Source organism: Streptomyces sp. NPDC002513 (assembly GCF_053595355.1).
Window position 1 is genome coordinate 1 of record NZ_JBSFXK010000081.1, and the last position, 26,023, is coordinate 26,023.

At 72.1% G+C, this 26,023-nt stretch carries 19 protein-coding genes, 1 tRNA gene and 1 riboswitch; of the genes, 10 read left to right on the top strand and 10 right to left on the bottom strand.

The genetic code is table 11. The features are described 5' to 3' along the window. Positions 1–92: 92 nt before the first annotated feature. The 3 genes from ACWD5Q_RS32240 to ACWD5Q_RS32250 all read right to left on the bottom strand — a co-directional run bounded on the left by ACWD5Q_RS32240 (position 93) and on the right by ACWD5Q_RS32250 (position 2,304). Positions 93–626 carry a hypothetical protein gene (locus tag ACWD5Q_RS32240; RefSeq protein WP_451430616.1) on the bottom strand — a complete coding sequence of 178 codons (534 nt, stop codon included), beginning with the start codon at positions 624–626 and terminating at the stop codon, positions 93–95. Positions 627–937: 311 nt separating this feature from the next. After that, positions 938–1,648, bottom strand: coding sequence for a GTP cyclohydrolase II (locus ACWD5Q_RS32245; RefSeq protein ID WP_451430617.1), 711 nt, complete (start codon positions 1,646–1,648; stop codon positions 938–940). A 140-nt stretch (positions 1,649–1,788) separates the two neighbouring features. After that, on the bottom strand, positions 1,789–2,304 hold the full coding sequence (locus ACWD5Q_RS32250) for a MarR family winged helix-turn-helix transcriptional regulator (RefSeq protein WP_451430618.1): 516 nt from the start codon (positions 2,302–2,304) through the stop codon (positions 1,789–1,791). A gap of 215 nt (positions 2,305–2,519) precedes the next feature. Here ACWD5Q_RS32250 and ACWD5Q_RS32255 point away from each other — a divergent pair, with 215 nt between their 5' ends. Then, positions 2,520–3,668, top strand: a complete 1,149-nt coding sequence (locus ACWD5Q_RS32255) for a dihydrofolate reductase family protein (protein ID WP_451430619.1) — start codon at positions 2,520–2,522, stop codon at positions 3,666–3,668. A gap of 254 nt (positions 3,669–3,922) precedes the next feature. On the opposite strand, the gene ACWD5Q_RS32260 is transcribed toward ACWD5Q_RS32255, so the two are convergent. Beyond that, complete coding sequence (locus tag ACWD5Q_RS32260; protein WP_451430620.1) at positions 3,923–4,753, bottom strand: class I SAM-dependent methyltransferase; 831 nt, start codon at positions 4,751–4,753, stop codon at positions 3,923–3,925. A gap of 62 nt (positions 4,754–4,815) precedes the next feature. Here ACWD5Q_RS32260 and ACWD5Q_RS32265 point away from each other — a divergent pair, with 62 nt between their 5' ends. The 5 genes from ACWD5Q_RS32265 (at position 4,816) to ACWD5Q_RS32285 (ending at position 10,629) form a co-directional block, all read left to right on the top strand. Further along, the gene (locus tag ACWD5Q_RS32265; protein WP_451430621.1) at positions 4,816–5,415 is read left to right on the top strand and encodes a TetR/AcrR family transcriptional regulator; all 600 of its coding nucleotides are present in this window, start codon (positions 4,816–4,818) and stop codon (positions 5,413–5,415) included. Positions 5,416–6,190: 775 nt separating this feature from the next. Continuing rightward, positions 6,191–6,264: transfer RNA gene (locus tag ACWD5Q_RS32270), tRNA-Met, on the top strand. 512 nt (positions 6,265–6,776) lie between these two features. After that, positions 6,777–7,934 (top strand): PP2C family protein-serine/threonine phosphatase, encoded by a 1,158-nt coding sequence (locus ACWD5Q_RS32275; RefSeq protein ID WP_451430622.1) that lies wholly within the window; start codon positions 6,777–6,779, stop codon positions 7,932–7,934. A 268-nt stretch (positions 7,935–8,202) separates the two neighbouring features. Further along, positions 8,203–8,360: riboswitch (cyclic di-AMP (ydaO/yuaA leader) on the top strand. Positions 8,361–8,371: 11 nt separating this feature from the next. Then, entirely contained in the window at positions 8,372–9,403 is a 1,032-nt protein-coding gene (locus ACWD5Q_RS32280) for a M23 family metallopeptidase (protein WP_451430623.1), read from the top strand. 281 nt (positions 9,404–9,684) lie between these two features. Next, positions 9,685–10,629, top strand: a complete 945-nt coding sequence (locus ACWD5Q_RS32285) for an aldo/keto reductase (protein WP_451430624.1) — start codon at positions 9,685–9,687, stop codon at positions 10,627–10,629. 78 nt (positions 10,630–10,707) lie between these two features. On the opposite strand, the gene ACWD5Q_RS32290 is transcribed toward ACWD5Q_RS32285, so the two are convergent. The 4 genes from ACWD5Q_RS32290 to ACWD5Q_RS32305 all read right to left on the bottom strand — a co-directional run bounded on the left by ACWD5Q_RS32290 (position 10,708) and on the right by ACWD5Q_RS32305 (position 16,196). After that, a complete protein-coding gene (locus ACWD5Q_RS32290; protein ID WP_451430625.1) occupies positions 10,708–12,033 on the bottom strand; it encodes a PrsW family intramembrane metalloprotease in 1,326 nt (441 codons plus the stop codon). 61 nt (positions 12,034–12,094) lie between these two features. Continuing rightward, positions 12,095–12,952 carry a tRNA (guanosine(46)-N7)-methyltransferase TrmB gene (trmB, locus tag ACWD5Q_RS32295; RefSeq protein ID WP_451430626.1) on the bottom strand — a complete coding sequence of 286 codons (858 nt, stop codon included), beginning with the start codon at positions 12,950–12,952 and terminating at the stop codon, positions 12,095–12,097. Positions 12,953–13,271: 319 nt separating this feature from the next. Then, on the bottom strand, positions 13,272–14,510 hold the full coding sequence (gene lhgO / locus ACWD5Q_RS32300) for an L-2-hydroxyglutarate oxidase (RefSeq protein ID WP_451430627.1): 1,239 nt from the start codon (positions 14,508–14,510) through the stop codon (positions 13,272–13,274). 261 nt (positions 14,511–14,771) lie between these two features. After that, positions 14,772–16,196 (bottom strand): MFS transporter, encoded by a 1,425-nt coding sequence (locus ACWD5Q_RS32305; RefSeq protein ID WP_451430628.1) that lies wholly within the window; start codon positions 16,194–16,196, stop codon positions 14,772–14,774. Positions 16,197–16,869: 673 nt separating this feature from the next. Here ACWD5Q_RS32305 and ACWD5Q_RS32310 point away from each other — a divergent pair. Beyond that, the gene (locus ACWD5Q_RS32310; protein WP_451430629.1) at positions 16,870–18,954 is read left to right on the top strand and encodes an asparagine synthase-related protein; all 2,085 of its coding nucleotides are present in this window, start codon (positions 16,870–16,872) and stop codon (positions 18,952–18,954) included. 186 nt (positions 18,955–19,140) lie between these two features. Here ACWD5Q_RS32310 and ACWD5Q_RS32315 read toward each other — a convergent pair whose 3' ends face one another. Continuing rightward, a complete protein-coding gene (locus ACWD5Q_RS32315; protein WP_451430630.1) occupies positions 19,141–19,908 on the bottom strand; it encodes a TetR/AcrR family transcriptional regulator in 768 nt (255 codons plus the stop codon). A 381-nt stretch (positions 19,909–20,289) separates the two neighbouring features. Between ACWD5Q_RS32315 and ACWD5Q_RS32320 the strand changes: the two genes are divergently transcribed. Continuing rightward, entirely contained in the window at positions 20,290–21,690 is a 1,401-nt protein-coding gene (locus ACWD5Q_RS32320) for an NAD(P)/FAD-dependent oxidoreductase (RefSeq protein ID WP_451430631.1), read from the top strand. Positions 21,691–21,892: 202 nt separating this feature from the next. Next, positions 21,893–23,542: an ATP-binding SpoIIE family protein phosphatase gene (locus ACWD5Q_RS32325; RefSeq protein WP_451430632.1), complete on the top strand. Its 1,650-nt coding sequence runs from the start codon at positions 21,893–21,895 to the stop codon at positions 23,540–23,542. A 10-nt stretch (positions 23,543–23,552) separates the two neighbouring features. On the opposite strand, the gene ACWD5Q_RS32330 is transcribed toward ACWD5Q_RS32325, so the two are convergent. Beyond that, positions 23,553–24,833: an MFS transporter gene (locus tag ACWD5Q_RS32330; protein WP_451430634.1), complete on the bottom strand. Its 1,281-nt coding sequence runs from the start codon at positions 24,831–24,833 to the stop codon at positions 23,553–23,555. Positions 24,834–25,002: 169 nt separating this feature from the next. Here ACWD5Q_RS32330 and ACWD5Q_RS32335 point away from each other — a divergent pair, with 169 nt between their 5' ends. Continuing rightward, the gene (locus ACWD5Q_RS32335; RefSeq protein ID WP_451430633.1) at positions 25,003–25,551 is read left to right on the top strand and encodes a MarR family winged helix-turn-helix transcriptional regulator; all 549 of its coding nucleotides are present in this window, start codon (positions 25,003–25,005) and stop codon (positions 25,549–25,551) included. Positions 25,552–26,023: the final 472 nt, after the last annotated feature.

Sequence of the window (26,023 nt, forward strand, 5' to 3'; positions counted from 1 at the left end):
TCTTCCATGCACGCCGACCGGCCAGCAAGATCGTTCGAGGCATCCCCCGCCAGCCCCACCCACCGAACACTGTCCGGTTCACCACCACGCTCTCACTGCATCTGGTCGAGCATCTCCGACAGAGCGCTCTTGATCCGCAGGGCCTTCTTGATCTCGTCCGCCGTCACGTACGGATACTCCCCGTACTCGATGAAACTCGGACAGTGGTGCTCACGGACGAATCTGACGAACGCCTCCGGATTGCTCCGCCAGTCCTCCGGGAACCCCTCCAGGTTCTCGAACGCCGTGCTCACGCCCGCCTTCGAGAACAGCGCGATGGCGTCCTCGGTGTACTTGTCGAAGTCGGTGTCGAAGATCCCCTGGTACATGAAGCGGGTGTCGTCGTCGAAGAGGACCCAGCGCAGGTAGTGCAGCTTCAGCGGCGCGAGAAGGTACGGATCCTGTTCCAGCGCCTTGGCCAGCGCGTAGCCGTACTCCCGCATCGTATCGGCGTGGCCGGGCTTGACTCGCGCGACGATGGTGAACCCGTAGCACGCCGGAGTTCTTGGGAAAACGGGCCCGTACTTCCCCTGTTCGAGATGATCCGTCTCCTTGGGGAGGACGACCGCCTGAGGCTTGATCTCCATGTCCGCTCCTCCCGCCATCCAGTGGCCGGGACGGATCCATTCTGCCGCCCGATCACGGGACGTGCCCGCTGGGCAGGAGGAGATCGGACCCTGTGGCGGCGGTCGGTCTTCGCGAGGATGCTGCTCAGCAGGGCTCCCGAAGCAGTGCCCGGAACCACCCGGAAAACCCCGACCGTTCGGTCCATTGGTTGTGGGTTCGAGTCCCGCTGGGCCTACCGAAGATCCGGCCCCTGACCTGCGGCGCAGACCGCGGGGAGGGGTCGGACCGCTCTTTTCTTCCGACCGTTCTCCCCGCCTTGAGGCCGCGTGGGTCAGCCCGCCGTCAGTTCCGTGAGCGGCAGGGTGTGCTGGGTGTGGACGACCTTCGCGCGCAGATAGCGGACGTTCTGCGCTGTGGTGAAGACGCCCGTGGGGACGTGCTGGGTGACCGTGAGGCCCAGGCCGCGCAGTTGGGCGGCCTTGTCCGGGTTGTTGGACAGCAGGTCCAGGGTGTCGATGCCGAGGGCGCGGAGCATCTGCGCGGCGGCCGTGTAGTCGCGGGCGTCCTCCGGCAGGCCGAGCGCGGCGTTCGCCTCGTAGGTGTCCAGGCCCTGGTCCTGGAGCGCGTAGGCGTCGAGCTTGTTGTAGAGGCCGATGCCACGGCCCTCCTGACGGAGGTACAGCAGGACGCCGCCCCGGTCGGCGATGCGCTCCACCGCCTCACGCAGCTGGGGTCCGCAGTCGCAGCGGGCCGAGCCGAAGACGTCGCCGGTCAGGCACTCGGAGTGGAGCCGCACCAGCGGGGGGCGGTCGGCGGCGGGCTCGCCCAGGAGCACGGCCACATGTTCCTGGCCGTCGGCGAGGCCGTGGAAGGTGACCAGGTCGGCGGTGACCGTGTAGCCGTCGCCGAAGCGGAGCGGGACCGTCACGCGGGTGCGGACCGTGGCGGCGGGGAGGTCGGTGGCCGTGGGGAGGCCGGTGGGGAGACGGGTCGGGTCGCTGCTGTCGCTGGCTGCGGTGGCGTCGTGGCGTGGCTCGCGCATGTGTGTCGTCCTTCTCCGGTCCGGCGGGTTGCGGGTACGGAGGGTGCGCCCCCTGCTTCAGATTTGAAGCACAACCTCGGTCGGAGACTCTAGCCCCTGCTTTAAAGTTCAAGCAACCTTGTTTCGGGAGAAATCCCGGTTCACTCCGCCGCTCCGGACGAGCGCCGGCGCCACGGCAGGCCGTCACAGCCCGACCGCTCCTCGTCGCCCTGGAGCGCGTCCGTGATCCGGGTGCAGATCGCTTCCAGCTGGGTCACCTGCTCGGGTGTGAGGTGGTCGAAGACGGCGGCACGGACCGTCTCGACATGGCCCGGCGCCGTGCGTTCCAGGAGTGCCATGCCCGCGTCCGTGAGGACCGCCATGCTGCCGCGCCGGTCGGTGGGGCAGCCCTCCCGGCGGACCGCGCCGTCCTTCTCCAGGCGGGTGACGACGTAGGTCAGCCGGCTGCGCGTGATCTTCAGCCGCTCCGCGAGGTCGGTCATGCGCATGTGGTGGCCGGGCGCGTCGGAGAGGTGGGCGAGGACGGAGTAGTACAGATGCGGCATGCCGGCCTCCTGTTGGAGCTGCCGGTCGACCGTGTCCTCCAGGAGCCATGACGCGGCGAGGTACGCGCGCCAGGCGCGCTGTTCCTCGGGGGTGAGCCAGCGGGTCGTCATGCCGCCAGTGTAGTTATTGTTTAAAAGTTGAACCAAGCGTGCCCGGGTTCCCGCCGGATCTCGACCTCAGGACCCGCCCCGGCGCATCCTGGCCACGCGACCCCGACCCCGACCGTGAACCGCCACCGCCACCGACCTCGCCCCGGCCCCCTGCCTGGTCTTCGACCCCGCTCCGCCCCCGTCCTTGCCTTCCTCGATCCCTGGAGTGCACCCCCATGGCCCATCCCTACGTCCTGTTGTCCGCCGCCGTCTCCCTCGACGGCTTCCTGGACGACACCGGTCCCGAGCGGCTCCTGCTGTCCGGACCGGAGGACTTCGACCGGGTCGACGAGGTACGGGCGGGCAGCGATGCGATCCTCGTCGGCGCGGGCACACTGCGCACCGACAACCCGCGGCTGCTGGTCTACTCCGAGAAACGGCGCGCGGCCCGGGTCTCCGCAGGGCTGCCGGAGTACCCGCTGAAGGTCGCGGTCAGCGCGTCCGGAGACCTCGATCCGGACGCCCAGTTCTGGCACACGGGGGGCGCGAAGGCGCTCTACACCACGGACAAGGGCGCGGAGCGGCTGCGCGGGCCGCTGCCGGCGGACGTGGACGTGGTCGCGCTCGGCCCTGATGTGGAGTGGCGGGCCGTGCTCGCCCACCTGGGTGACGTCAAGGGCGTACGCCGGCTGATGGTCGAGGGCGGCGGGCAGGTGCACACGCGGCTGTTGCAGCAGGGGCTCGCGGACGAGCTGCACCTCGTGCTCGCCCCGGTGGTCGTGGGACAGCCCGACGCGCCGCGGATGTTCGGGCCGGGGGCGTACCCGCCGGGGCGGATGCGGCTGCTGGAGACGCGGCCGGTCGGGGATGTCGTGCTGATGCGCTACGCGCCCACCGCGCCCGGCACCGGCCGGTCGGTCTCCGCCGCGGACCGGCGGTGGCTGGAGACGGCGTGCGAGCTGGCGGCACAGTGCCCGCCCTCCCGGACGGCCTTCAGCGTGGGGGCGGTGATCGTCGCCGCCGACGGTACGGAGCTGGCCCGGGGGTACTCCCGGGAGGGCGGGGACCCGGTGGTGCACGCGGAGGAGGCGGCGCTGGCGAAGCTGGACGCCGCGGATCCGCGACTGGCCGCCGCCACGGTCTACAGCAGCCTGGAGCCGTGCGCCCGCCGTGCGTCCCGGCCCGCGCCGTGTGCCCGGCTGATCCTTGACGCCGGGGTGCGGCGGGTGGTCACGGCCTGGCGTGAACCGGACACGTTCGTGGTGGCGGCGGACGGGAACGCGCTGCTGACGGCGGAGGGGGCGGATGTGGTGGTGCTGCCCGAGTACGAGGAGCGGGCCAAGGCCCCGAACGCCCCTCTGCTGTCCCCGCCCGAAGGCCGCTGACGGCCGCAGATCACCGGTGAAGCGCCGTTGTAGGTTGAGCCGCTCCGTTAGCAGTGAGTCCTGCTGGGACTCCGGATTCCATGGTGCGTTAGCGGTGGACCGATCGGCTGATCTTTAGCAATCGTGTGGCCTGCCGGGACGGACCGTTGGGTTGAGGTCCGGTGCAAGGAGCGGGAGAACCTGCCCCGCCTCCTCGGGTCGTCGCCGAGCTCATCAGTCTGCTCGCGCTCGGCGACGCCCGACGTTTGCGGTGGTCAGGCCGTGTTGGAGCGGGTCGAGGTGATCACGACGGATGTGTAGGGCATGGTGGCGTGGCCGCCGAGCTTGTCGATCGCGGTCCCGGCGCTGTCCAGGACCTCCGCCGTTTTGTCTGCGGGGAGTTGGGTGAGGCCGCCGAAGGTGGGGAGTTGGTCGAGCCACTCGTCTCGGGAGTAGGTGCGCTCCCAGGCGAAGCGCCACTGTTCCGGCTCGCTGAAGCTGCCGGTCTGCCGGATCCCGTCGGCGATTTTCGCGAACAGTGGCTGGTATGCGTCCACGGCCGATCCTCTCAGCAGGCCGGGGTTGAACGGGGAATCGGGGGCGACCCGGTGGAGTGCTTCGGCGAGGGCGTCGATCACCTCGGCCGGTAGCTGGGGGACGTGGTGGAAGGGAGCGAGTCGGCCGCCGGGCCGGAGCACCTGGGCCGCCTTGGCCGCGCCGGCGACGGGGTCCACCCAGTGCCAGGCGGTGCCGGCGATGACCGCGTCGAACTGCCGCCCGGCCGGCTGCCAGTCCTCGAACCTGGCGACCTCGACCTCGACACGGCTGCGTCGCGCAAAGGCGGCCATCCGCTCGTCGGGCTCGACACCGAGCACCGTGCAGCCGGCCGCCCGGAATTGCCGGGCCTCGATGCCGGTCCCGGCTCCGACGTCGAGGACGTGCCGACCGGGGCTTGCCGCGACGATCCTGTCCACCAGGGCCTGGGGATACGGCGGTCGGGCGCGGTCGTAGCGTTCGGCGTCCACGCCGAACGACTCGGCCGTCTGCCGGTGGCGATGGGGCTCGGGCCCGGGCTTGTCCGGCTGTCCCTGCGATAAAGTGGGCATGCGCCCACACTAATGGGCGGCTGCCCACTTGTGGAGGCGGGGGCGGCGCGGAAAGGAAGACAATGCCGTCAGGGGTGCACATCCACAACGTGCGCGGCCAGTTGTTCGAAGCCGCCGAGCGAGTCCTGCGCCGGGACGGGCCCGACGCGTTGACCAGCCGGGCGGTCACTGAGGAGGCGAACTGTGCCAAGGGCGTACTGCACCGGCACTTCACCGACTTCGACGCCTTCCTGGCCGAACTGGTCCTCGACCGCGTCCGCGGCATCGAGGACCGAACCACGACTCTGCGCGCGGCCGCCGGCACCGGGAGCGTGGTGGACAACCTCACCGACGCGCTGCAGGACCTGTTCGGTCCGGTCACAGTGGCAATTGTCGCGCTCATCACCTTCCGCGACGGCCTCCGCGCCCGGCTGCGCGAGGCCGGTCTGACCGGCATCCCACTGGCCATGCAAGCCACCGCCATGATCGCCGCCTACCTCGCCGCCGAACGGGAGCTGGGACGCCTGGCCGGTGACGCCGACATCGACACACTTGCCCCCACCCTTGTCGGGGCCGGGCACCTGCTGTTCGCCGACCGGACAAGCGCCCCGCCGCAAATCGCTGACGTCTACAAGATGGTGACCACCGTCATCGCCGGCGCCTTGCGACCACCCCAGTCGTAGGTCGAGCCGCCGGTCAGGTGACGGAGGATTGCACTTCGCAGGAGGCTGAGCAGGTGCTCTGCTTCGTGGATGGGAGCGGTGCCCGCGGGAGGTGGCTGCGAGGGGGCTGGTCTGTTCGATCAGCTGAACGCCTGCGGCCCTTTCCAGGGCATGGAGCTGATGCGTGAGTGTCGCCGAAAAGGAGGCGCTGATCGATGGACAGATTGGGGGCAGAGACGTTCCGACGGTGGGCCTGGTCGGTTCGTATGAGCCACTCGAACACGGCCTGCCCGGTGGTCGTAGCGGCGTCCGAGGCCAAGATCGCGAGGGTGGTGCCGATCGCAGCGGCCGTGCCGGCTGCAGCGTCAGCCCACGCGTCGCAGCCGACGCGTACTCCCCGGGATGATGCTTGTGCCCCTTCGCCGCCCTGCCCCGCCGCCACGGCACGGACCCGTGGAAACTGCCCCGGCGGAGCTGCCCGAACTCGACGCTGCAGACCGAGTCGCCCTCGTACCGGATCGAAGCCGTCGCAGACTCCTGACTGTCAACCCTGACGCTTGTACGCTTGGTGACCATGAGCTGACCGCAGGAAGCCGCCCAGGACCAAGAGGCCGGATGATCGAGAAGTTCCCGGGACTGATCGCCACCGACCGCAGGTGCTGCTAACGCGCCCCGGAAGATTGCCAGCCGACTGCTGGAGATCGACCGACACGGCTCACGCGGACCCGGAACCTACACCGTGGACCTCAACGTGTGTGCCTCATGTCCCGCGCATGGCGTACACTGGATTCATCGACGCGGGGTGGAGCAGCTCGGTAGCTCGCTGGGCTCATAACCCAGAGGTCGCAGGTTCAAATCCTGTCCCCGCTACTGAAGGCCGAGGGCCGGAATCCGAAAGGGTTCCGGCCCTCGGTGTGTTCCGTGTTCTTCACCCGCTTCTCCTCTTCCCGCCCGCGGGCCTCTCCCCTCCCCGCCCGCACGGTGTGTACGCCGGTCGGCCCACAGCGGTCGCCCCCCGCCCGTCCTGCGATAAGCCTGGACGGGTGGTGCAGCAAGGAGGCGCGTGGCGGATCGAGGCGCCGTGCGACGAGCAGGACGGCGGGCCAGAGCCCGGAACTCCGTACGAAGGGACCGGTGGCCTGTACGACCGAACCGGTGTCCCGTACGACCGGACCGTCGGCGGCCCGGCCGTCACTCCTCTCCCGGAGGACGGCGGCGACCGGCCCTGCGAGCGGTCCCACGAACGACCCGGGGGCGTCCGGTCGCCGGGTACCGGGTCCGACGCCGCGAGGGGGGCGGATACCGGGTCCGGGAACGTCGGACCGCCGGGCACCGGGCCCGGGGATGCCGGGCCGCCGGACACCAAGTCCGAGGGTGCCCGCTTGCCGCGCACCGGGTCCGGTCAGGTCCGGCCCCCGGAGCCGGGCCCGGCGGAGAGCCGGCGGAGTGCGTACGCGCGGGCGTTTCTGCGGGCCCTGCCCGCGCTGCTCATCGGCCTCGGCGTCTGCTGCGGCCGGCTCGCCCCGTCCGCCTTCCCGGCCGTCTCCCTCTTCACCGCCGCCCCGCTCGTCGCCGCGCCCCTGCACTCGCTGCGCGGCACCGTCTTCACCGGCGCCGCAGCCCTCGCCGCCGTCCCGGCCGTGCACCTCGGACTCGGCGCACCGGGGCTGTCCGGCGCGGCCACCGAGGCGGTCACCACCGCTGCCGCCGCCGTTCCCGCCGTCCTGATCAATGTGCTCGTACGCCGCAACGACGCGCGCCTCGCCTCCGCCCGCCGGATCGCCGAGGCCGCGCAGCGCGCCGTGCTGCCCGAGCCCCCCGCGCGGATCGGGGGGCTCCAGATCGCCGCCCGGTACGAGGCGGCGCAGGCCGACGCCTCCATCGGCGGTGACCTGTACGCCGTCCAGGACTCCCCGCACGGCGTACGGCTCGTGGTCGGGGACGTGCGGGGCAAGGGGATGGGTGCCGTGGCCGCGGTCGCCGTCGTGCTCGGTGCCTTCCGGGAAGCCGCCGAGCAGGAGCCCACGCTGGAGGCCGTCGCCCAGCGCCTGGAGCGGGCGCTGTCGCGTGAGGGCATCCGCCGGGACGACCCCGACGCCCACGAGGAGTTCACCACCGCGGTCCTCGCCGAGATCCCGCACGAGGACGCGGAGGTCCCGGACGGGAAAGGCGTCGTCCGTATCGTCAGCCGGGGCCACCCCGCCCCCCTGCTCCTGCTCCCGGACGGCACCCTGCGCGAACTGGAGGCCCGCGAGCCGGCGCTGCCGCTCGGCATGGGCGACCTCGCCCTGAGGCCCGACCGTGCGGAGGAGTGGGACTTCCCGCCCGGTTCGACGCTTCTCTTCTTCACGGACGGCGTCTCGGAGGCCCGGAACGCGCGCGGTGAGTTCTACGACCCGGTCCGCCGCCTCGCCGGCCGGGTCCTCCCCACCCCCGGCGCCGTGCTGGCCGCCGTCACGGAGGATGTCGCCCGCCACACGGGCGGGCAGGCGACGGACGACATGGCACTGCTGGCCGTACGCCGGTCCGAACCCTCCTGAACCCGTCGAGGAGCCAAGCACCGTCGAACGCCCGGGCCTTGTCACGATGGGTGAACGGATGGCGCCCCTCCGCATAACAACTGACACACCGTCATAACGAAGGGGGCGGGTGAGGTGCGGCCAACTCGCCCGATTTTTGCCGTTCCTGTCGTGAAAGTCCTGGCCAGCAGCGTTAATGATCTGTCGGAACGGCTTGGAATCCGGGCCCCGCGTCTATTAACGTTCGATAACGCAGCGCGGTCGTCCCAGCCGTCAGCAGAGGCGGCTCCGTGCGCACGTGCCGAATCCCGCAAGGGAACCGGGGAACCACCACCTTGGGGTGAATCGAGCAGATACCGCCGTGTCACAACGGCCGGTATACGCGCGTAGGAGACCTTCCTGCTCCGAACCCGTCAGCTAACCCGGTAGGCGAAACGGAAGGAAAGGAGTGCGCCCACGTGGCGTCCAACCGGCCCGCCGAGAACACCTCGTCCGCCCCTGGCGGTACGCAGACGATCGACTTCGCGTCCCGCACCGACGAGGGCCCCTGGGAGGAGTGGAATCCCACCGAGGATTCCGTCCGGGCCGTCCGCGGTCGGCATCGTGTCACCAAGCAGCGCGGCGGACTCGCCCGCAGCTCCACCGTTCTGGGCGTCGGCGTGATCGCCGCGGTCGGCGCGGGCGGCATGGCCACCGCGCAGACCGGCAAGCCGCCGGTGTCCATATCCCTCCCCGACCTCTCCTCGGTCACCGACTCGGCCAAGGCGCTGATCAGCGAGGACACCAGCGCCCCCAAGGGCTCCACCACCACCCTGAGCGCCGCCGGCGTGAACACCGCAGACGCCGCCGCGGGCACCAAGGACGCGGGCGAGGCGTTGCGCGCCCGGATCATCCAGCAGGCCGAGTCCCAGCAGGACCGGGTCGCGGAGGCGGCCGCACAGGCCGCCGAGGACGCCGCCGCCAAGAAGGCCGCCGCCGCGGCGGCCGAGGCTCGGGACGCCGCCAGGGCCAAGGCCGCCGCCGAGAAGAAGGCGGCGGAGGAGGAGGCCAAGAAGAAGGCCGAGGCCGCCCGGCTGGCGGAACTGGCCAAGCAGTTCGCGCTGCCCACCTCGTCGTACACCCTGACCTCGCGCTTCGGTGACGCCGGCGCCATGTGGTCCTCCGGCTACCACACCGGCCTCGACTTCGCCGCCCCCACGGGCACGCTCATCAAGGCCATCCACAGCGGCACCATCACCGAGGCGGGCTGGGCGGGTTCGTACGGCTACCGCACGGTCCTCACCCTCGACGACGGCACCGAGCTGTGGTTCTGCCACCAGTCCTCGATCAGCGTCACCGCCGGCCAGAAGGTGTCCACCGGCGACGTCATCGGCCGCGTGGGCGCGACCGGCAACGTCACGGGGCCGCACCTGCACCTGGAGGTCCACCCGAACGGCGGCAGCGCGATCGACCCGATGGCGTGGCTGCAGAGCAAGGGCGTCAACCCCTGATGCCCGCGTCCCCGTCCTCCGCCCCGGCGCGCGTCCCCTCCTGAACCCCGGCGGTCCTGGCGACAACCCCCCGACGCCAGGGCTGCCGGTCAAGTGCGGGGAACGCCCGGCGGACGGAACCGGGCGGGACGGCTTCCGGGCAAAACCGCGTGGAGCGGCCTTCGGGCGCACGTGCGTGGAGCGGCCACCAGGCGGAACCGCAGGGAACGGCCTCCGGCGGAACCACCCCGAACGGCCTCCAGGCGGAATAAGGGCCTCCAGAGCGAGTGCTGAACTGAAGCATGACTTCCCTTCGCAAGCTCGGCTCCTCGGACCTCGAGGTCTTCCCCCTCTCCCTCGGCGGCAACGTCTTCGGCTGGACCGCCGACGAGGCGCAGTCCTTCGCCGTGCTCGACGCCTACGCGGCGGCCGGCGGCAACTTCGTCGACACGGCCGACTCCTACTCGGCGTGGGCCCCCGGCAACAAGGGCGGCGAGTCCGAGACCGTCATCGGCAAGTGGGTCGCGGCGCGCGGCAACCGCTCCGACGTGATCATCGCGACCAAGGTCAGCCAGCACCCCGAGTACCAGGGGCTCAGGGCCGCCACCATCAAGGCCGCGGCCGACGCGTCCCTGCGCCGTCTGGGCACCGATTACATCGACCTCTACTACACGCACTTCGACCAGCCGGACGTGCCGGTCGAGGAGATCATCGGCGCGCTCGACGACCTGGTGAAGGCGGGCAAGGTGCGCGCCATCGGCGCCTCCAACATCTCCGCCGAGCGCCTGCAGGCGTCCCTCGACTTCTCGGACCGCGAGAACCTGGCCCGGTACGTGGCGCTGCAGCCGCACTACAACCTGGTCTCGCGCGACACCTACGAGGGTCCGCTGCAGGACGTCGCCGCCGGCGCGGGCCTGGCAGCCGTTCCCTACTATGCCCTCGCGTCCGGCTTCCTGACCGGCAAGTACCGGCCGGGCACGACCGTGGACTCGGCGCGGGCGCAGGGCGCGGGCAAGTACCTGGAGACCGAGCGCGGCCGACGCGTGCTCGGGGTCCTCGACGAGGTCGCGCAGGCACGGGGCGCTCAGATCCCGACGGTGGCCTTGGCCTGGCTCGCGGCCCAGCCGACGGTCGCGGCCCCGATCGCCTCCGCCCGCACGGTGGAACAGCTGCCCGCACTGCTGGCGGTGGCGGACCTGACCCTGACGGACGAGGACCTCGCCAGGCTGACGGAGGCGTCGGCGTGAGCGGTATCCGGTGAGGGCTGCCCCCGCGCCGGGGACAGTCCTCAGCTCCTACGGACAGCACGGGCTATTACGGGGACCCTACGACCGATAGGGGTTGTACGCGGGATTCGGCGCCGTCGGCCCGTGCTGCGGCGCCGGGTACCACGGGACGTACCCGTGTCCGTACCCGTAGCCCGGCCAGACCGGCACAGGCGCCGTCGTGCGCGCCGCGTGCGCCAGCGCCGGCCGTGCCACCGCGCGCCGTGCCCACAGCGCGGTGAGCAACGCCCTCTCCCGTACGACGAAGTCGGCTCCCGCCCGGCCACGGCGCCCCCGGTGCCGCAGGAACGCCAGCGACGTCGCGTAGGCCTCGTACTCCGCGACCGAGCGTGCCGCAGCCTTCCCGGAGTGCTGCCGTGCGTACTGCCGGGCAAGCCGCCGCGCACGCATGGAGCCGAGGACGAACGGTTCCGCCGGTCCCAGCCACCCGGTGGCCGCGTACGCCGGCAGTTCCTCCCGCACCGTTCTCAGCTCCCGCTGCCGTGTCCAGATCACCAGCCAGGTCAGCAGCGCGAACGCGGGCGCCATGAAGGAGGCGTACACCGCGAAGAACCCGAACTCGCCGAACGACGAGGATCCGTTCCACATCGAGTGCATGCCCATGGCGAGCAGCAGCCCGCCCAGCGGCACCAGGACGCGGCGTGCCCGCCGGCGCTCGGCCGACTGCGCCGCGATACCGAAACCGATACCCGTGAGCACGGTGAACAGCGGATGCGCGAAGGGCGACATCACCACACGGACGAAGAAGGTCGCGGCCGTCACGGACGCGAGACCCCGCCCGCCGCTGAGCTGGTCCGTGCCGAAGGCCGTGCCCAGATAGAGGATGTTCTCGGTGAAGGCGAAGCCGGTCGCGGTGACTCCCGCTATCACCACCCCGTCCACGATCCCGGTGAAGTCCCGTCTGCGGAAGAGGAAGACCAGCAGCACGGCCGCCGCTTTCGCGGACTCCTCGACGATCGGCGCTATGAGGGTCGCGCCGAGCGTGTTGGCGCCGCGCGGGTCGGCGGTCGCGGTCGCTATCCATCTGGTCGCGAAGCTGTTCGCGACGATCGCGATGAGCGCGGCCGCGCATGCCCCCCAGGCGAAGGCGAAGATCATGTTCCGCCAGGGTCCGGGTTCCACCCTGTCCAGCCAGCGGAACGCGGCGACCAGCAGCGGCACGGGCAGCACCGCGAGTCCCAGTCCGACCAGGAATCCCTCGGTGCCCGTCTGCTGCCGCACGAGGGCGAGGATGACGAGGCCGGAGAGCGCCAGGAGCATGGCCGGCGCGCCGTAGCGCACCCACCGGCGCTGCCACCAGTGCGGGTGCCGGCCCTCGACCGCGTTGCCGTCGGGGCGCGTCGGATACGGGGAAGAGGTGGCCACGGAATCGACCCTAACGAGACAGGGGCACCGCCTGCGACGGTGCCCGGCGGGCCCGGGGCGTTCAGTCGCCGGCGGAGGAGTGGTCCCGGTGCTCTACACGCCGGAACAGCAGGTCGTTCACGACATGACCCTTGTCCAGCCCCTGGCCCTCGAAACGGGTCAGCGGGCGGAACGCGGGACGTGGCGCGTAGCCGCCGTCGGGCCGGGTGTTCTCGAAGGCGGGGTGCGCGGTGAGCACCTCGAGCATCTGCTCGGCGTACGGCTCCCAGTCCGTCGCGCAGTGCACCAGCGCGCCCGGCTTGAGGCGGGCGGCGACGAGCGTGAGGAACTCGGGCTGGATCAGCCGGCGCTTGTGGTGGCGCTTCTTGGGCCAGGGGTCGGGGAAGTAGACGCGCAGCCCGTCGAGCGCGTCGGGCGGGAGCATCTCGCGGAGCAGGATGATCGCGTCGCCGTTCGCGACCCGGATGTTGGTCAGCTCGTTCCGCTCGGCGAGAGCCAGCAGATTGCCCTGGCCGGGGGTGTGCACATCGACGGCGAGGATGTTGGTGCCCGGGTCCTCGGCGGCCATCTGCGCGGTGGCCTCGCCCATGCCGAAGCCGATCTCCAGCACCACGGGGCGCGTGTTCCCGAACAACTCGGCCGGATCCACGGTCCGCTGCCCGTCGATGTCCAGGCCCCACAGGGGCCACAGCCGCCGCAGGGCGTCCGCCTGCCCGGCCGTCACCCGGCTGCGCCGGGGCTGGAAACTCCGGATCCGCCGCTCGAAGTGGGACCCGGCGGGATCGGCCTTCGGCCCGCCGGGGAACCGGGGCTCCCCTTTGGCCCGGCCGCCGCCCGGGGAGGCACCGGGGACACGCGGGGGCCGACCACCGGGGAGGGCCTCGGGGTCTTCGGGAGCGAAATCGAGAGAGTCAGACACAGTGGCATCAATTTTAAGGGGGAGGGCGAGGGCGGTCTGTCCGGCCCGATCAGGGTGGGGCGCTGGCGGCCGGCCCGGTCCGATCATGGGCGGGGCGGGTGCTGGCGGTCGGCCTGACCCGATCGGCGGGACGCGGCGGTCGAGCTGCCCCCTCAGGAGCGGCCCCGCCCGTTCAGCGGGAAGGCGCGGCAGCCTGCCCCGACCGGCGTCCCCGCGCGGAGCCGTCGGGAAGAGGGCGAGCCCTCGGGGACCCCGCGTCCCGGGGTGAGGTCGTCGGGGCGGAGGGCGGAGCCCGGACACCCGGTTCGCGAGGGTCGGCTCAATCCCGGTCCAGCACCGCGAGCGCCCGGCGTGCGACCTCCCGCCCGATCGGCAGCGAGGCGGTGGCCGCGGGTGACGGCGCGTTCAGCACATGCACCGCCCGCGCGCCCTCCTGGATGAGGAAGTCGTCCACCAGCGTCCCGTCCCGCAGCACCGCCTGCGCCCGGATCCCCGCCGGGGCCCGTACGAGGTCGTCCGCCCGGACCTCTGGCAGCAGTCTGCGGACCGCCTGGGTGAACGCTCTTTTCGACGCCGACCGTCGCAGCTCGCCCGCCCCGTACCGCCAGTGCCGCCGGGCTATCCGCCACGACCCCGGCCACGCCACCGTCGCACCGAGCTCCCGCGGCCGTACGGTCCCCCAGTCGTATCCCTCGCGGGCCAGCGCCGGGACCGCGTTCGGTCCGATGTGGACCCCTCCGTCGATGCCCCGGGTCAGATGCACCCCGAGGAACGGGAACGCCGGATCCGGCACCGGGTACACCAGCCCCCGCACCAGCTCGGGCCGGGCCAGCGTGTAGTACTCACCCCGGAACGGCACGATCCGCATATCCGGTTCGTCCCCGGTCAGCCGGGCCACCTCGTCACAGTGCAGTCCGGCGCAGTTGACCAGCACGCGTGCGCGCAGGACCGTCCCGTCGGCCGTGGCCACGGCGACGCCCAGCGCCGGGCGCCGGTCGATCCGTACGACCTCCGCCTCGTAGCGGATCTCCGCCCCGGAGCCGTCGGCCAGTTGCCGGGCGACTGCCACGAAGTCGCAGATCCCGGTCGTGCCCACGTGGATGGCCGCGAGTCCGCGCACCTCCGGCTCGTACTCCGCGATCTGGGCCGGGCCCAGTTCTTTGACCCGTATGCCGTTCTCCCGGCCGCGCTGGACGAGTCCGTGCAGGCGCGGCAGCTCCTCGCGCTCCGTGGCGACGATCAGCTTGCCCGTGACGGAGTGCGCGATCCCGTACTCCGCGCAGAACTTGACCATCTCGGCCGCGCCCTCGACCGCGTACCGCGCCTTCAGGGAGCCGGGGCGGTAGTAGATCCCGCTGTGGATGACCCCGCTGTTGCGCCCCGTCTGATGGCGGGCCGGTCCCGCTTCCTTCTCCAGGACCGTCACCCGTGTGCCCGGGGCGGCGCGCGTGATCGCATACGCCGTCGACAGGCCGACGATGCCGCCGCCGATCACCAGCACATCGCAGTCGTACGCGATCTTCCGCACCTGCTCCACCTCCCGGTTTCGATAGTGCACTGCGCCACTGACAATGCCCTCAAACCCGGGAGGAACCGAAGACCGCGCAGGTCACACGGCCGTGTCGAAGCCCGAAAGGGACGCTGCGGGACATCTGCGGCGCCACCGCAGCTCTGCCGGCCGGACCTCGACAGCGGACCAGCCACCGACCAGCCCGCAGACCCGGTCCCGCGCGCACCCGCGCGGACACCCGCGGACCCCGCGCGCGAACGCCGCCGGCCCCCACGCGCGGATGCCCGAACCACCCCCCCGGCGGCGCCCCTACGCAGGCGCCATCAGCAGTGGCCGTGCCCGCTCCCGCAGTTCCGCCACGCGCGGTTCGTCCCCGTACGGCTCCAGCCGGTGGATCAGGTCCCGCACGTACTCGGTGGTGCGCGCCGACGATATGCGCCCGGCGACCTCGACCGCCCGCACGCCCTGCTCGCAGGCCGCGTCCAGGTTGCCCGACTCCAGCTCGGCGACCGCCGACACGACCAGCCGCAGCCCGTGGGAGCGTACGAACTCCTCGGTGGGCCGGGACAGGGCCTGCTCGGTGAAGCGGCGGACCTGACGCGGGGCCTTGAGGTCGCGGTAGCACTCGGCGGCGTCGGCCGCGAAGCGGTCGTAGGAGTAGAAACCGAGCCAGGACGGGTCGTTGTCGCCGTCACGGGCCCGCTCCAGCCAGCCCTCGGCGGCCTTCAGGGCCGCGCCGGCCGCCTGGGCGTCTCCCGCGCGCGCGTGCGCCCGTGCCTCGACGAGACGGAAGAAGCTCATGGTGCGGGCCGTGGCCAGGCCGCGGTTGCGCTCCAGGGCGGCCTGGGCGAGGTCGACGCCCTCGTCGCCGAAGCCCCGGTAGGTCGCCTGGAGCGACATGGAGGCCAGGACGTACCCCCCGAGGGGCACGTCGGCGGCCGCGCGCGCGAGGCGCAGCGCCTGGATGTAGTAGCGCTGGGCGGCCTCCTGCTGTCCCGTGTCGAAGGCCATCCAGCCGGCCAGCCGCGTCAGTTCGGAGCTCGCCCCGAACAGCGCGCGGCCCACTTCGTCCGAGTAGGAGCCGAGCAGCAGCGGCGCCGCCTCCACTCGTAAGCACTCGGGCACCATCGAGGAACGCCAGTCGCCGCCCCCGTACTTGGAGTCCCAGCGCCTGGCGTCCTCCGCGGCCTCGCGGAGCTTCTGGACATCGCTGTGGCCGACCTTCAGCGGTGATCCCGACCCGTCGCCGGAGCCGGAGTCGCGGGCCACCGAGCTGTCGGCCGGGGTTATCAGCCAGCGGGAGGCAGGGGTCGCGTAAGCGCTCACGGCGAACGACCCGGCCAGCGACTGCCAGATGCCGCCGCTGCCGGCCCGGCGCCCGGCGAGGTCGAGGCGGTACAGCTCCGTCGCCGACTTCACCGCCTGTCCTACGTCCCGGGGGAAGGCGAGGCCCACTTCCGGTGCGGGATCAGCGTCCGCCAGACCGATCTCGTGGAGCGGTACGGGGCGGCCGAGCTTCTGGCCGATGGCCGCGGCGATGAGGTGCGGCGCGGCGCCCTGCGGCACCATGCCCTTCGACACCCAGCGCGCCACCGAGGTCTTGTCGTAGCGAAGTGTCAACCCGCGTTGGGCGCCAAGGTCGTTGACGCGCCGTGCGAGTCCTGCGTTGCTGATTCCCGCGAGGGCGAGAACGGTGCCGAGCTTTTCGTTCGGCCCGCGTTGCTCCCTGGACATGCGCCACCCCTCGACACAGACGGCTGCCGCGGCGATGGCATAACCGCGCGGCATTCGTAAACCCAGCGTAGTTCGCCGCATCCCATGCGTTAAGGGGCTTAAATCCGGATGGCGGGATTGTGGTCCGTACCTCGGCACGGAGGGTGGCGGCGTGCTCCTGGTGTGTGGCCGTGCGCCTGTCCGTGCGCTCTTCTCCGGCCACCGGACACGGCGGTTCCATGGATGGTGCGTGGGTCGGCCCGCTGTACTGGATCCAGTGGGCTGGGGGACACCGCCGCCTCCATCCCCGCGGGCGGCGGACCGGTCCGGGAGGCGAACTCCGCCTCCCGGACTGTGCGTTGCGCAGGGCCTGTACGGAGCGTGCGCAAGCCTGCCCGCCTGTGGTCGATTTGGCCGAAAATCGACGGCGGTTCTCATGAGTGATCAAGCCCCCGACCACGATACTTGAGGGCGTGAACGGGGTTTTCGGGGGGCGCATGGGGGCGCATTCGCGTCGTTGATTCCTGCCGACGCCCACGCCGGGAAGGGGAGCTCACCGGCTCGCCGCCGGGGCTCCAAGGGCGCGTTCGAGGGCGCGCAAGGCGTGGCGCACGCCCTCCGGCGCGCATTCTTCGTGGCAGCATGGGAGCCGTTCGTGCGGTGCACTGGTTGTCCACAGCCTGTGGAGGCGTCGATGCGGTGGTTGGTGGGATGGAGCAGCACCGCCGCTGGAGCCGCCGGGCCGGGATCGGCCGGAGCCATGGGGTACGACGGCGAGACCCTGCACCCGGTGGGTGCCCAACTCCTGTGGGGCGACCCCGACCCGCTGTGGGCCGTCGGCGACTGGCGCCCCGACGAGGTGCGCGTCGTGAAGGCGGACGCGCAGACCCGGATCGCGGTCTTCGGCATCTGCAATGCCTCCGACGAGGAACTGCGCGTCGGGCTGTTCGCCGCCCGCGGAGGGGCACTTCGCCATCTGACCGCCTGGTCCGGCAGCTACACCGCCGTCGTCCAGGTCGGGCGCAGGATCACGGTGTGCGGTGACCTCGCGGGAGCGCGGCCCGTCTTCCACACCCCCTGGGCCGGCGGCACCGCGTACGCGACCGCCGCGCTCCCCCTCGCCGACCTCATCGAGGCCAACCTGGACTTCGGGCACCTGGCGGCCCTCCTCGCCGCCCCCGACGTACCGGCCGCGGTGCACGACTCGACCCCCTACGACGGCGTACGGCGCATTCCGCCGGGTCACGCGCTGATCCTGCGCGCGGGGGCCCGCGAGATCGCCGGCTACGACCCGGTCGCCTCCCTGGCGGTCGCCGCGCCCCCGGCGGACCCGGCCGACGCCGTGGACGCGGTGCGTGACGCCCTCGTCGACGCCGTACGCGCCCGGCTGTCGGCACCGCGGCATGCGCCGGGCGTCGAGATCGATCCCGGGCCCGTCCCCGGAATGGGACCGGCGGAGCGCCGCGCCGCGCGCGGGGTGCCCGTCCCCGGGATCGGCGCCGACCTCTCCGGGGGACCGGCCTCCGGCACGCTGGCGCTGCTCGCGGCCGGCCTTCCCGGCAGGCCCGGCACGATCCTCGGGCACGGCACCGGAGCCGGTGAACGCCTGCTGGCCGTCACCTTCAACGATCTCGCCGTGCGGGGCCGCGAGGCCGAGCTGGAGCGGGCCGGCACCCTGGCGGCCAATCCCCGTCTGCACCACGTGGTGGTGACCGGCGGCGAGGAAGTCCTCCCCTACGCCGAACTGGAGGGCCCGCTGACGGACGAGCCGGGCCCGTCCCTGGTGACGGCGGCCAGACACCGCGCGCGCCTGGCCTCGGGCAGCGCGGACCACTTCACGGGCCACGGCGCGCGCCAGGTCCTCGACGCGCACCCGGCCCGTCTCGCGGACCTGCTGATGGACCGCAGACGACGCCATCTCGTGCGCCCGGTCGCCGCACTGGCGAAGGCGGACGGCTCGGTGCTGGTCCCCGCGCGCGTGTACGCCGCGGCGCGGAAACTGGCCCGCACGCCGTACCGGGCCGGCGTCGACTCGCTCGGCGACCGTCTGATGCAGCGGCGCTTCGAGGAGCCCGGGGGCGCGGTGGGGGCATCGCTCGCCGCTCTCACCTGGGCCAGACCGGGGCCGGCGGCCCGCTGGCTGACCGGGGAGGCACTCGCAGAAGTATCGGTTCGCCTGCAAGGGGCCGCGGGCCGGGCCGGAGTCGGTCCCGGGCAGCGCCCGGGCGACCACCGCGCGCGTGCCGCGCTGGCGCGACACGCGGCGGACGTACGGGTGCTGGAACAGGCCGCCGAGATCCGCTCCCAGCGGCTGCACGCGCCGTTCCTGGACAACCAGGTCGTCCGCGCCTGCCGTGCGCTACCGGAGGCGCTGCGGGTCCAGCCCGGGGCGCGGGCGGCGATCCTGCGCACGGTTCTGGAGGGCGCGGGCGTCGGCGGACTGCCGCCCGGCTGGGGCGCCCCCTCGCACGCGTCCTCGGCTGCCGCGGCCCGTGCCGGTCTCCGGGTGGCCGTGCACTCCCTGATGGCCCTGTTCGACACGCCCCTGCTGGCGGAGGCGGGCCTGGTGGAGGCGCGGGTCGTCCGCAAGGCCGTCCGCGCGGCGGTGGACGGCGCGCCCCTCCCGCTGGACGGCCTCGCGGACCTGGTCTCCCTGGAGCTGTGGCTGCGCCGCCTGCTCGCCCGCCGGGGCACTTGCTGGACGGGCACCCCCGCCCGGGCGCGCGCGGTACCGGCCGGCATCTCGGCGCGCGGAGGGGTGCTCGGCGCGGGGACGTGACCGCCGCACGCCGACGGCCCGCCCACCGCTCACCACCCTGGTGTCCGCGGCGTCACCGCCGGAACTCCGGGGGCCTCGTCACCCGACGGATCTCCCGGGCGCGGGCGCGGCGCCGGCCCCCGCTCGCCCGAGGGGGCGGGGAACGGCGGCCGATGTCCGCAGCCGAGGCCCCGGAGCCCGGCTGACTCACACCGGGCGGAACCGCAGGCCCTCCAGGAGGATGTCGAGCAGCCGGGCCGAGGCCGCCGCCTGCTGTGCCGCGTTCGGCAGCGAGGGTGCCGCCGTGGCGATCACCAGCAGGACGTCCGAGACGGTGACGTCCGGCCGCAGCTCACCCGCCGTGCGCGCCCGCTCCACGAGTTGCCCCACGACTTCCAGCAGCGTCGTCGTGCCCACGCCGTCCGGCTCCGGTGCGGGCCGCTGCCCGACGAGCCGCAGCTCGGCCGTCGGCAGGGAGCGCTGCTGCGGCAGCCGCGCAGCGTCCAGGGGCGCCGCGCCGGCTCCCTCGGTGCCCTCCTCGACGACCCCGACCCGAAGCACCTGCGGCGGCAGCAGCCGCCCCGCGCCCGACGCCACCGACATCCGCAGAAAGCGGGACAGCGCCGACCACGGCTCGTCCTCCTGGCCGAGTGCCACTCTGGCCTGGTCGGTCAGCCGGGAGGTCTCCTCCTCGGCTATCCGCCGCACCAGGACGTCCTTGCTCGGGAAGCGCCGGTACACCGTGCCGACGCCGACCCGCGCGCGCCGCGCCACGTCCTCCATCGGCGCGCCGTAGCCCAGCTCGCCGAAGACCTCGCGTGCCGCACGCAGTACGTGTTCCAGGTTGCGCTGTGCGTCCACCCGCAGCGGCGTCGTGCGGGCAGCGTCCTCGCGCCCGTCGCCCGCCGCCGGGCCCATCATGCCCGCCGGTGCGACGGCGGACGCGGATGACCAATGAGAGTCCTGAATGTGCATAAGTGATCCCCCGGTAACGATGTCTCCCCCCGGAGACTCTCCCCGCTATAGGAAGCCGGAGCGCACGGAACGAATGCCGCACGTGACCGGACCCGCCCGTCGCGAGCCCGACGTGCGCATCCCCCTTACACCCCGCCGAGACACGAACATAGTTGAGAGGGGGGCAATTCAGAAGGGGCAGGTTCCGTACGGAGCGCCCCCCGATCGGAGTACGGGTCGGTTACATCCCGTTTGCGCCCCCGAGTTCCACCCGGCTCACACCTATTGACCTGCGATCTTTGCGCGTACGCCGGAAATCCGGCCAACCCCGCCGGGTACCGCCGTCCGGTCACACAATGTGCCGGGCCTGTGGACAAACGCGCGCGTCCGGTGCGTCATGGGATGGTGACGGCTGCATTCCACCGGGCGACGCCCCCCGAACCTCCGACGTGCGTGCGCATCCTCATCGTCGGCGGCGGCTACGTCGGCCTGTACACGGCGCTGCGCCTGCGGCGGAATCTGAAGGCGGAACTCGCCAGGGGCGAGGCGGAGATCGTGGTGGTCTCACCCAACCCCTACATGACGTACCAGCCGTTCCTGCCCGAGGCCGCCGCCGGTGCCATCTCGCCGCGCCACGTGGTCGTCCCGCTGCGCCGGGTCCTGGACGGCTGCCGCGTGGTCATCGGCGAGGCCACCTCCATCGACCACGCGGGGCGCACCGCCACCGTCGCCACACTCGCCACCGAGGAGAGCGGGCGGACGGTACAGATCTCCTACGACGAACTCGTCCTCGCCCCGGGCTCCGTCTCGCGCACCCTGCCGATCCCCGGCCTCGCCGATCACGGCATCGGCTTCAAGACCCTCGAAGAGGCCATCGGCCTGCGCAACCACGTCATCGAACAGATGGACATCGCGTCCTCCACCCGCGACCCGGCGATCCGTGACGCGGCCCTCACCTTCGTCTTCGTCGGCGGCGGATTCGCCGGTGTGGAGGCGCTCGGCGAGCTGGAGGACATGGCCCGCTACGCCACGCGCTACTACCACAACGTGGAGCCCGAGGACATGAAGTGGATCCTCGTGGAGGCATCCGACCGCGTCCTCCCGGAGGTCGGCGCCGAGATGGGCCGGTACACGGTCACCGAGCTGCGCCGCCGCAACATCGACGTACGTCTCGAAACCCGTCTCGAGTCGTGCGTCGACCGGGTGGCCGTGCTGTCCGACGGCGCGCGCTTCCCGACCCGTACGCTCGTGTGGACCGCGGGGGTGAAGCCCCACCCGGTCCTCGCGGCCACGGACCTGCCGCTGAACGGCCGCGGGCGCCTGAAGTGCACCCCCGAGCTGAGCGTGGACGGCGTCACGCACGCGTGGGCCGCGGGGGACGCGGCGGCCGTCCCGGACGTCACCGCCGAGGAACCGGGCAAGGAGACCGCCCCCAACGCCCAGCACGCGGTGCGCCAGGCCAGGGTCCTCGGCGACAACATCGTGCGCGCGCTGCGCGACGAACCCCTGGAGACGTACGCCCACAAGTACGTCGGCTCGGTCGCCTCCCTGGGGCTGCACAAGGGCGTCGCACACGTCTACGGGCGCAAGCTGAAGGGCTATCCCGCCTGGTTCATGCACCGCACCTACCACCTGAGCCGGGTGCCCACGTTCAACCGCAAGGCCCGGGTGCTGGCCGAGTGGACCCTGGCGGGACTCTTCAAGCGGGAGATCGTCTCCCTCGGTTCACTCGAACATCCCCGCGCGGAGTTCGAACTCGCGGCCGGTGGAAAGCCTTCAAGGGACCCGAAGGGGTCGTCCTGACCCCATCCAGGAACTCCGCCGGAAGGGCCGACGTCTGACGGATATCGGCCCGGTCCGACAGACTGGTCCCCGACCGCGGGGCGAGCCGATCCTCACCCTGACGAACCCACCCGGCTTTTCCCCCTGTGCTGCCACCCCGGGGGCCGGCCCCGGACCCCGGACCGGATCCGGCCGGATACGACAACGACGAGGCAAGGAATCGGTGAACTTCACGCGCTGGAGCGCCCGGCTCCCCGGAACGCAGCGCCGCGCCGCAGCGCGGACCGAGCACACGGTCTCCCCGGACCGACGGGGGGAAGGCTCCGTGCCCGCGGCCCGCGCGGAGCGGCTCACCGAGGACGCGCCGGGCATGCCCGCCGTCGACGAACTGTCGGCGCGCGAGGTCCTCGACCGCATCCCGGCCCTCGTCGCCCTGGTGCACGGCCCGGACCACCGCGTCGCGTACGTCAACGACGCCTATGCGGCGGCCTTCGGCCCCCGGCCGCCGGGCGATCCTGCGCGCGAGGCACTCCCCGAGCTGGAGGAACTCGGCCTCCTCCCGCTCCTGGACCAGGTGCTGCGCAGCTCCAGGCCGCGCACGGTCAAGTCCCGCAAGGCGCCCAGCGGCCGTTCGTACACATTGACGTGCACGCCGGTGGACGTACCCGGCGACCCCTCCCGGGGTGTGCTCGTGTTCGCCGCCGACGTCACCGACCACGCCGAGGCCGCCGAGCGGCTGCGTGCCAGCGAGCGCGAGCAGCGCCGCACGGCGGTGACCCTTCAGCGTTCCCTGCTGCCCCAGGAGCTGGAGCAGCCCGACGACCTGCGCATCGCCGCCACGTACCAGCCCGGCGGCACGGAGGCCGCGGTCGGCGGCGACTGGTACGACGTCATCACCCTGGGCGGCGGCCGTACGGCGCTCGTCATCGGCGATGTGATGGGCAGGGGCGTCAGGGCCGCCGCGGTGATGGGCCAGCTCCGTACGGCCGTCCGCGCCTACGCCCGCCTCGACCTGCCGCCGCACGAGGTCCTCCAGCTCCTCGACGGCCTCGCGATGGAGATCGACGCCAACCAGATCGCGACATGCGTCTACGCCGTCCACGACCCGAACGAGGGCCGGCTGGTGTACGCCTCGGCGGGGCACCTCCCGATCCTGGTCCGCGACGAGGACGGCGATGTGCTGCGTGCCGACGAACCGACCGGCCCGCCGCTCGGCACCGGCGGCTGGATGCACACATCGGGCTCGGTTCCGCTGGGACCCGGTTCCACCGCCGTCCTCTACACCGACGGCCTGGTCGAGCGCCGGGACGCCGACCTGGACGAGGGCATCGCGGCCCTGGCGAGCGCACTGGCGGGCGCGACGGGCACGCCCCAGGTGGTCTGCGACCGGCTGCTGCGCTCGGCGGGCGTCACCGTGGGCCACGACGACGACGTCGCGCTCCTCGTCGTCCAGCACCCCGCGCGTACGGGCCCGGACGGCGACCTCTTCCGCAACGCCGCCCTGGAGCTGCTCGGCGGGGTGGAGGCGGCACCCCGCGCGCGTGCCTTCGCCTCCGGGGTCCTGACGAGCTGGCGGTTCCCGGCGGATCTGCACGATCTGGGGGTGCTGGCGGCGAGCGAGCTGGTCGCGAACTCGCTGCAGCACGGCATGCCGCCGATGAGGCTGCGCCTCAGACGCACGGACCGCCGGCTGATCATCGAGGTGACCGACGGGGACGACCATCTCCCCCGCCGCCGCCGGGCGGAACCGGTGGACGAGGCGGGGCGGGGTATCGCGATCGTGGCGACGATCGCGACCCACTGGGGGTCGCGCCGCACACCCGGGGGCGGGAAGGCGGTGTGGTGCGAGTTCGCGCTGCCGTGCCCGGAGTGAGCGGTGACGCTCAGGCCCGGGCGCCCGCCGACGCGGGCTCCTCCGACGGGCCTCCCTGCGCCACCACCAGGCTCCGCGCGTACGACGGCTGGTTCTGCGCGGGCGTGAGCCGGTGCCCGAGCCGGATCGCCAGGACGCTGATGCCCAGCGAGAACAGCAGGAACGTGACGATGTACGGCGCCGGCAGCGACGCGGCCAGCGGGCCGCCGACCGCCGGGCCGATCGCCAGGGCGAGCTGCTTCACCAGGGCGAAGGCCGAGTTGTACTGACCCGCCATCCCCGCGGGCGCGAGATCGGCCACCAGCGGCGCGAGCGTCGGCGACAGCATCGCCTCGCCGAGACCGAACAGGGCGTACGTGGAGACGAACGCGGCGGCCGCCATGGCCTGGCTGCCGTGCCCGAGCCCGGCGTACCCGGCGATGGCCCACGCGACGGCCCAGATGAGGCCCACCGCGGCGATGACCCGCGACCGCTTGCGCCGCTCCACGAACTTCAGCACCGCGAACTGCGCGACCACGATCATCGCCGTGTTCGCGGCCAGCGCCGTACCCAGCGTGGACGTGGAGATCCCGGCGGCCTCGACGCCGTACGCGCTCAGGCCCGACTCGAACTGGCCGTAGCAGGCGAAGAACAGCACGAAGCCCAGCACGGACAGCTGCACCATGGCCCGGTTGCCCAGCATCTGCTTCCAGCTCGCCCGGCCGCTCTGCGGAGTCGCGCCCTCGATCTTCGGCGCGTGCGGCACCCGCACCGTCGACATGAGGACGACGAGCAGCAGGAAGATCGCGGCCTCGATCGCGAACAGCAGGGTGAAGGACGCGGCGCGGGTGGCGTCGACGAGATGGCCGCCGATCAGGCCGCCGACACCGAGTCCCAGGTTCTGCAGAAAGAACTGCAGGGCGAAGGCGCGCGACCGGGTCTCCGTCGTCGAGCAGTCCACGATCATGGTGGCCAGCGCCGGCTGCATCACGGCCTGCCCGGCACCGAGCACCGCCGCCGACAGCAGCACACTCACCGCGTTCGTCGCGAACCCAAGGCTGAGCGATCCCACGGCGGCGGCGGCCAGGGCGGTGAGCAGGACCGGAAGCGGACCGCGCCGGACGATGGCCCGTCCGGCGCACGGCAGCACCACGAGCGCGGCCACGGCGAAGACGGCGAGCACGAGACCCGCCGTCGTGGCACCGAGATCCCGCACCTGCGCCACATAGACGTACAGATACGGGACGGTGAAGCCGAGGCCGAACGCGCTGAGCGCGTTGCCCACATGGATCCGGCGCATCGCTGCGCCCATCGCCCTGGTCACGTTCACCTGCCTTGGAAAGAGGGCCCGCCCCGGGGATGAGACCGGAGGTCTTACCCCTGAAGCGGTTAACCCTGAAGACTTAGAAGCTAAAGTTCAACCCGGAACAATACACCTCGAAGGACTTCAACGCCAAGCGACCGCGTGCGATACTCCGGTCATGGGCGACAACCCCGGCGCCGGCGAGCCGACTCTCGACGAACAGATCGCCGCCTACCAGCGCGAGTTCCAGGACCTGGACCCCCAGGTCGAGAAGATCGTCTCCGCGCTGTCCCGCCTCAACCGCCGGATGAACGTCGCCTACGGCCGCCAGACCGCCGCGCTCGGCATCAGCAACGCCGAGTGGGAGGTCCTCAAGGCCCTCGTCGTCTCCGGATCCCCCTACCGGATGGGCCCGAGCGACCTGGCCAAGCGGCTCGGCCTGACGCCGGCCGCGATGACCCACCGCATCGACCGCATGGTGGGAGAGGGGCTGGTCACCCGGGAGCGCGACGAGGCCAACCGGGTGCGGGTGATCGTCGAGCTGACCACCGAAGGCCGCGAGAAGTGGCTGGAGGCGATGCGCATGGCCGCGGGATTCGAGGAGGACCTGCTCCAGGACCTGTCGTCCGAGGAGCGTGGCGTCCTCGGCGAGGCGCTGACCCGACTGCTTCGCCGCGTGGAGCACGCCCAGCCCGATGCGGGCGGCCGCCTGAGCGACCTGGACTGACGCCGGGGAAGGTTTGCCGGCACGTCCCCCTGGGCAGACTTGACAGTCCACGCCTCGATCCGTAAAGTTCTCCGAGTTGCCACGGAGCCGTAACGGTTCTGCGGCAGCACCTTTGCCGCAGCAGCGGCAGCAACCCACTCAGCACGATCTCCCAACCGGGTCGAATTCGGCGTGCTCGAATTCAATTCGATTGGGATACGGCGACTCCGAATCCCACGCGATTGGGAATCGCCGGAGAGATCCGCTAGGGTTGAAGACGTCGGAACGGCCCAAGGGCCGGGAGGACGACCCCGGTTGACTGGGGATCAGGACCTGCAGGGATCGGTAAGAGCCCAAGGGATCTGATAAAGTCGAGACCGCCGGAAGGCCGAAAGGCCGGAAAGCGCCGAGGAAATCGGATCGGAAAAAGATCTGATAGAGTCGGGAACACCGAAGGGAAGCGCCCGGAGGAAAGCCTGAGAGAGTCTCTCGG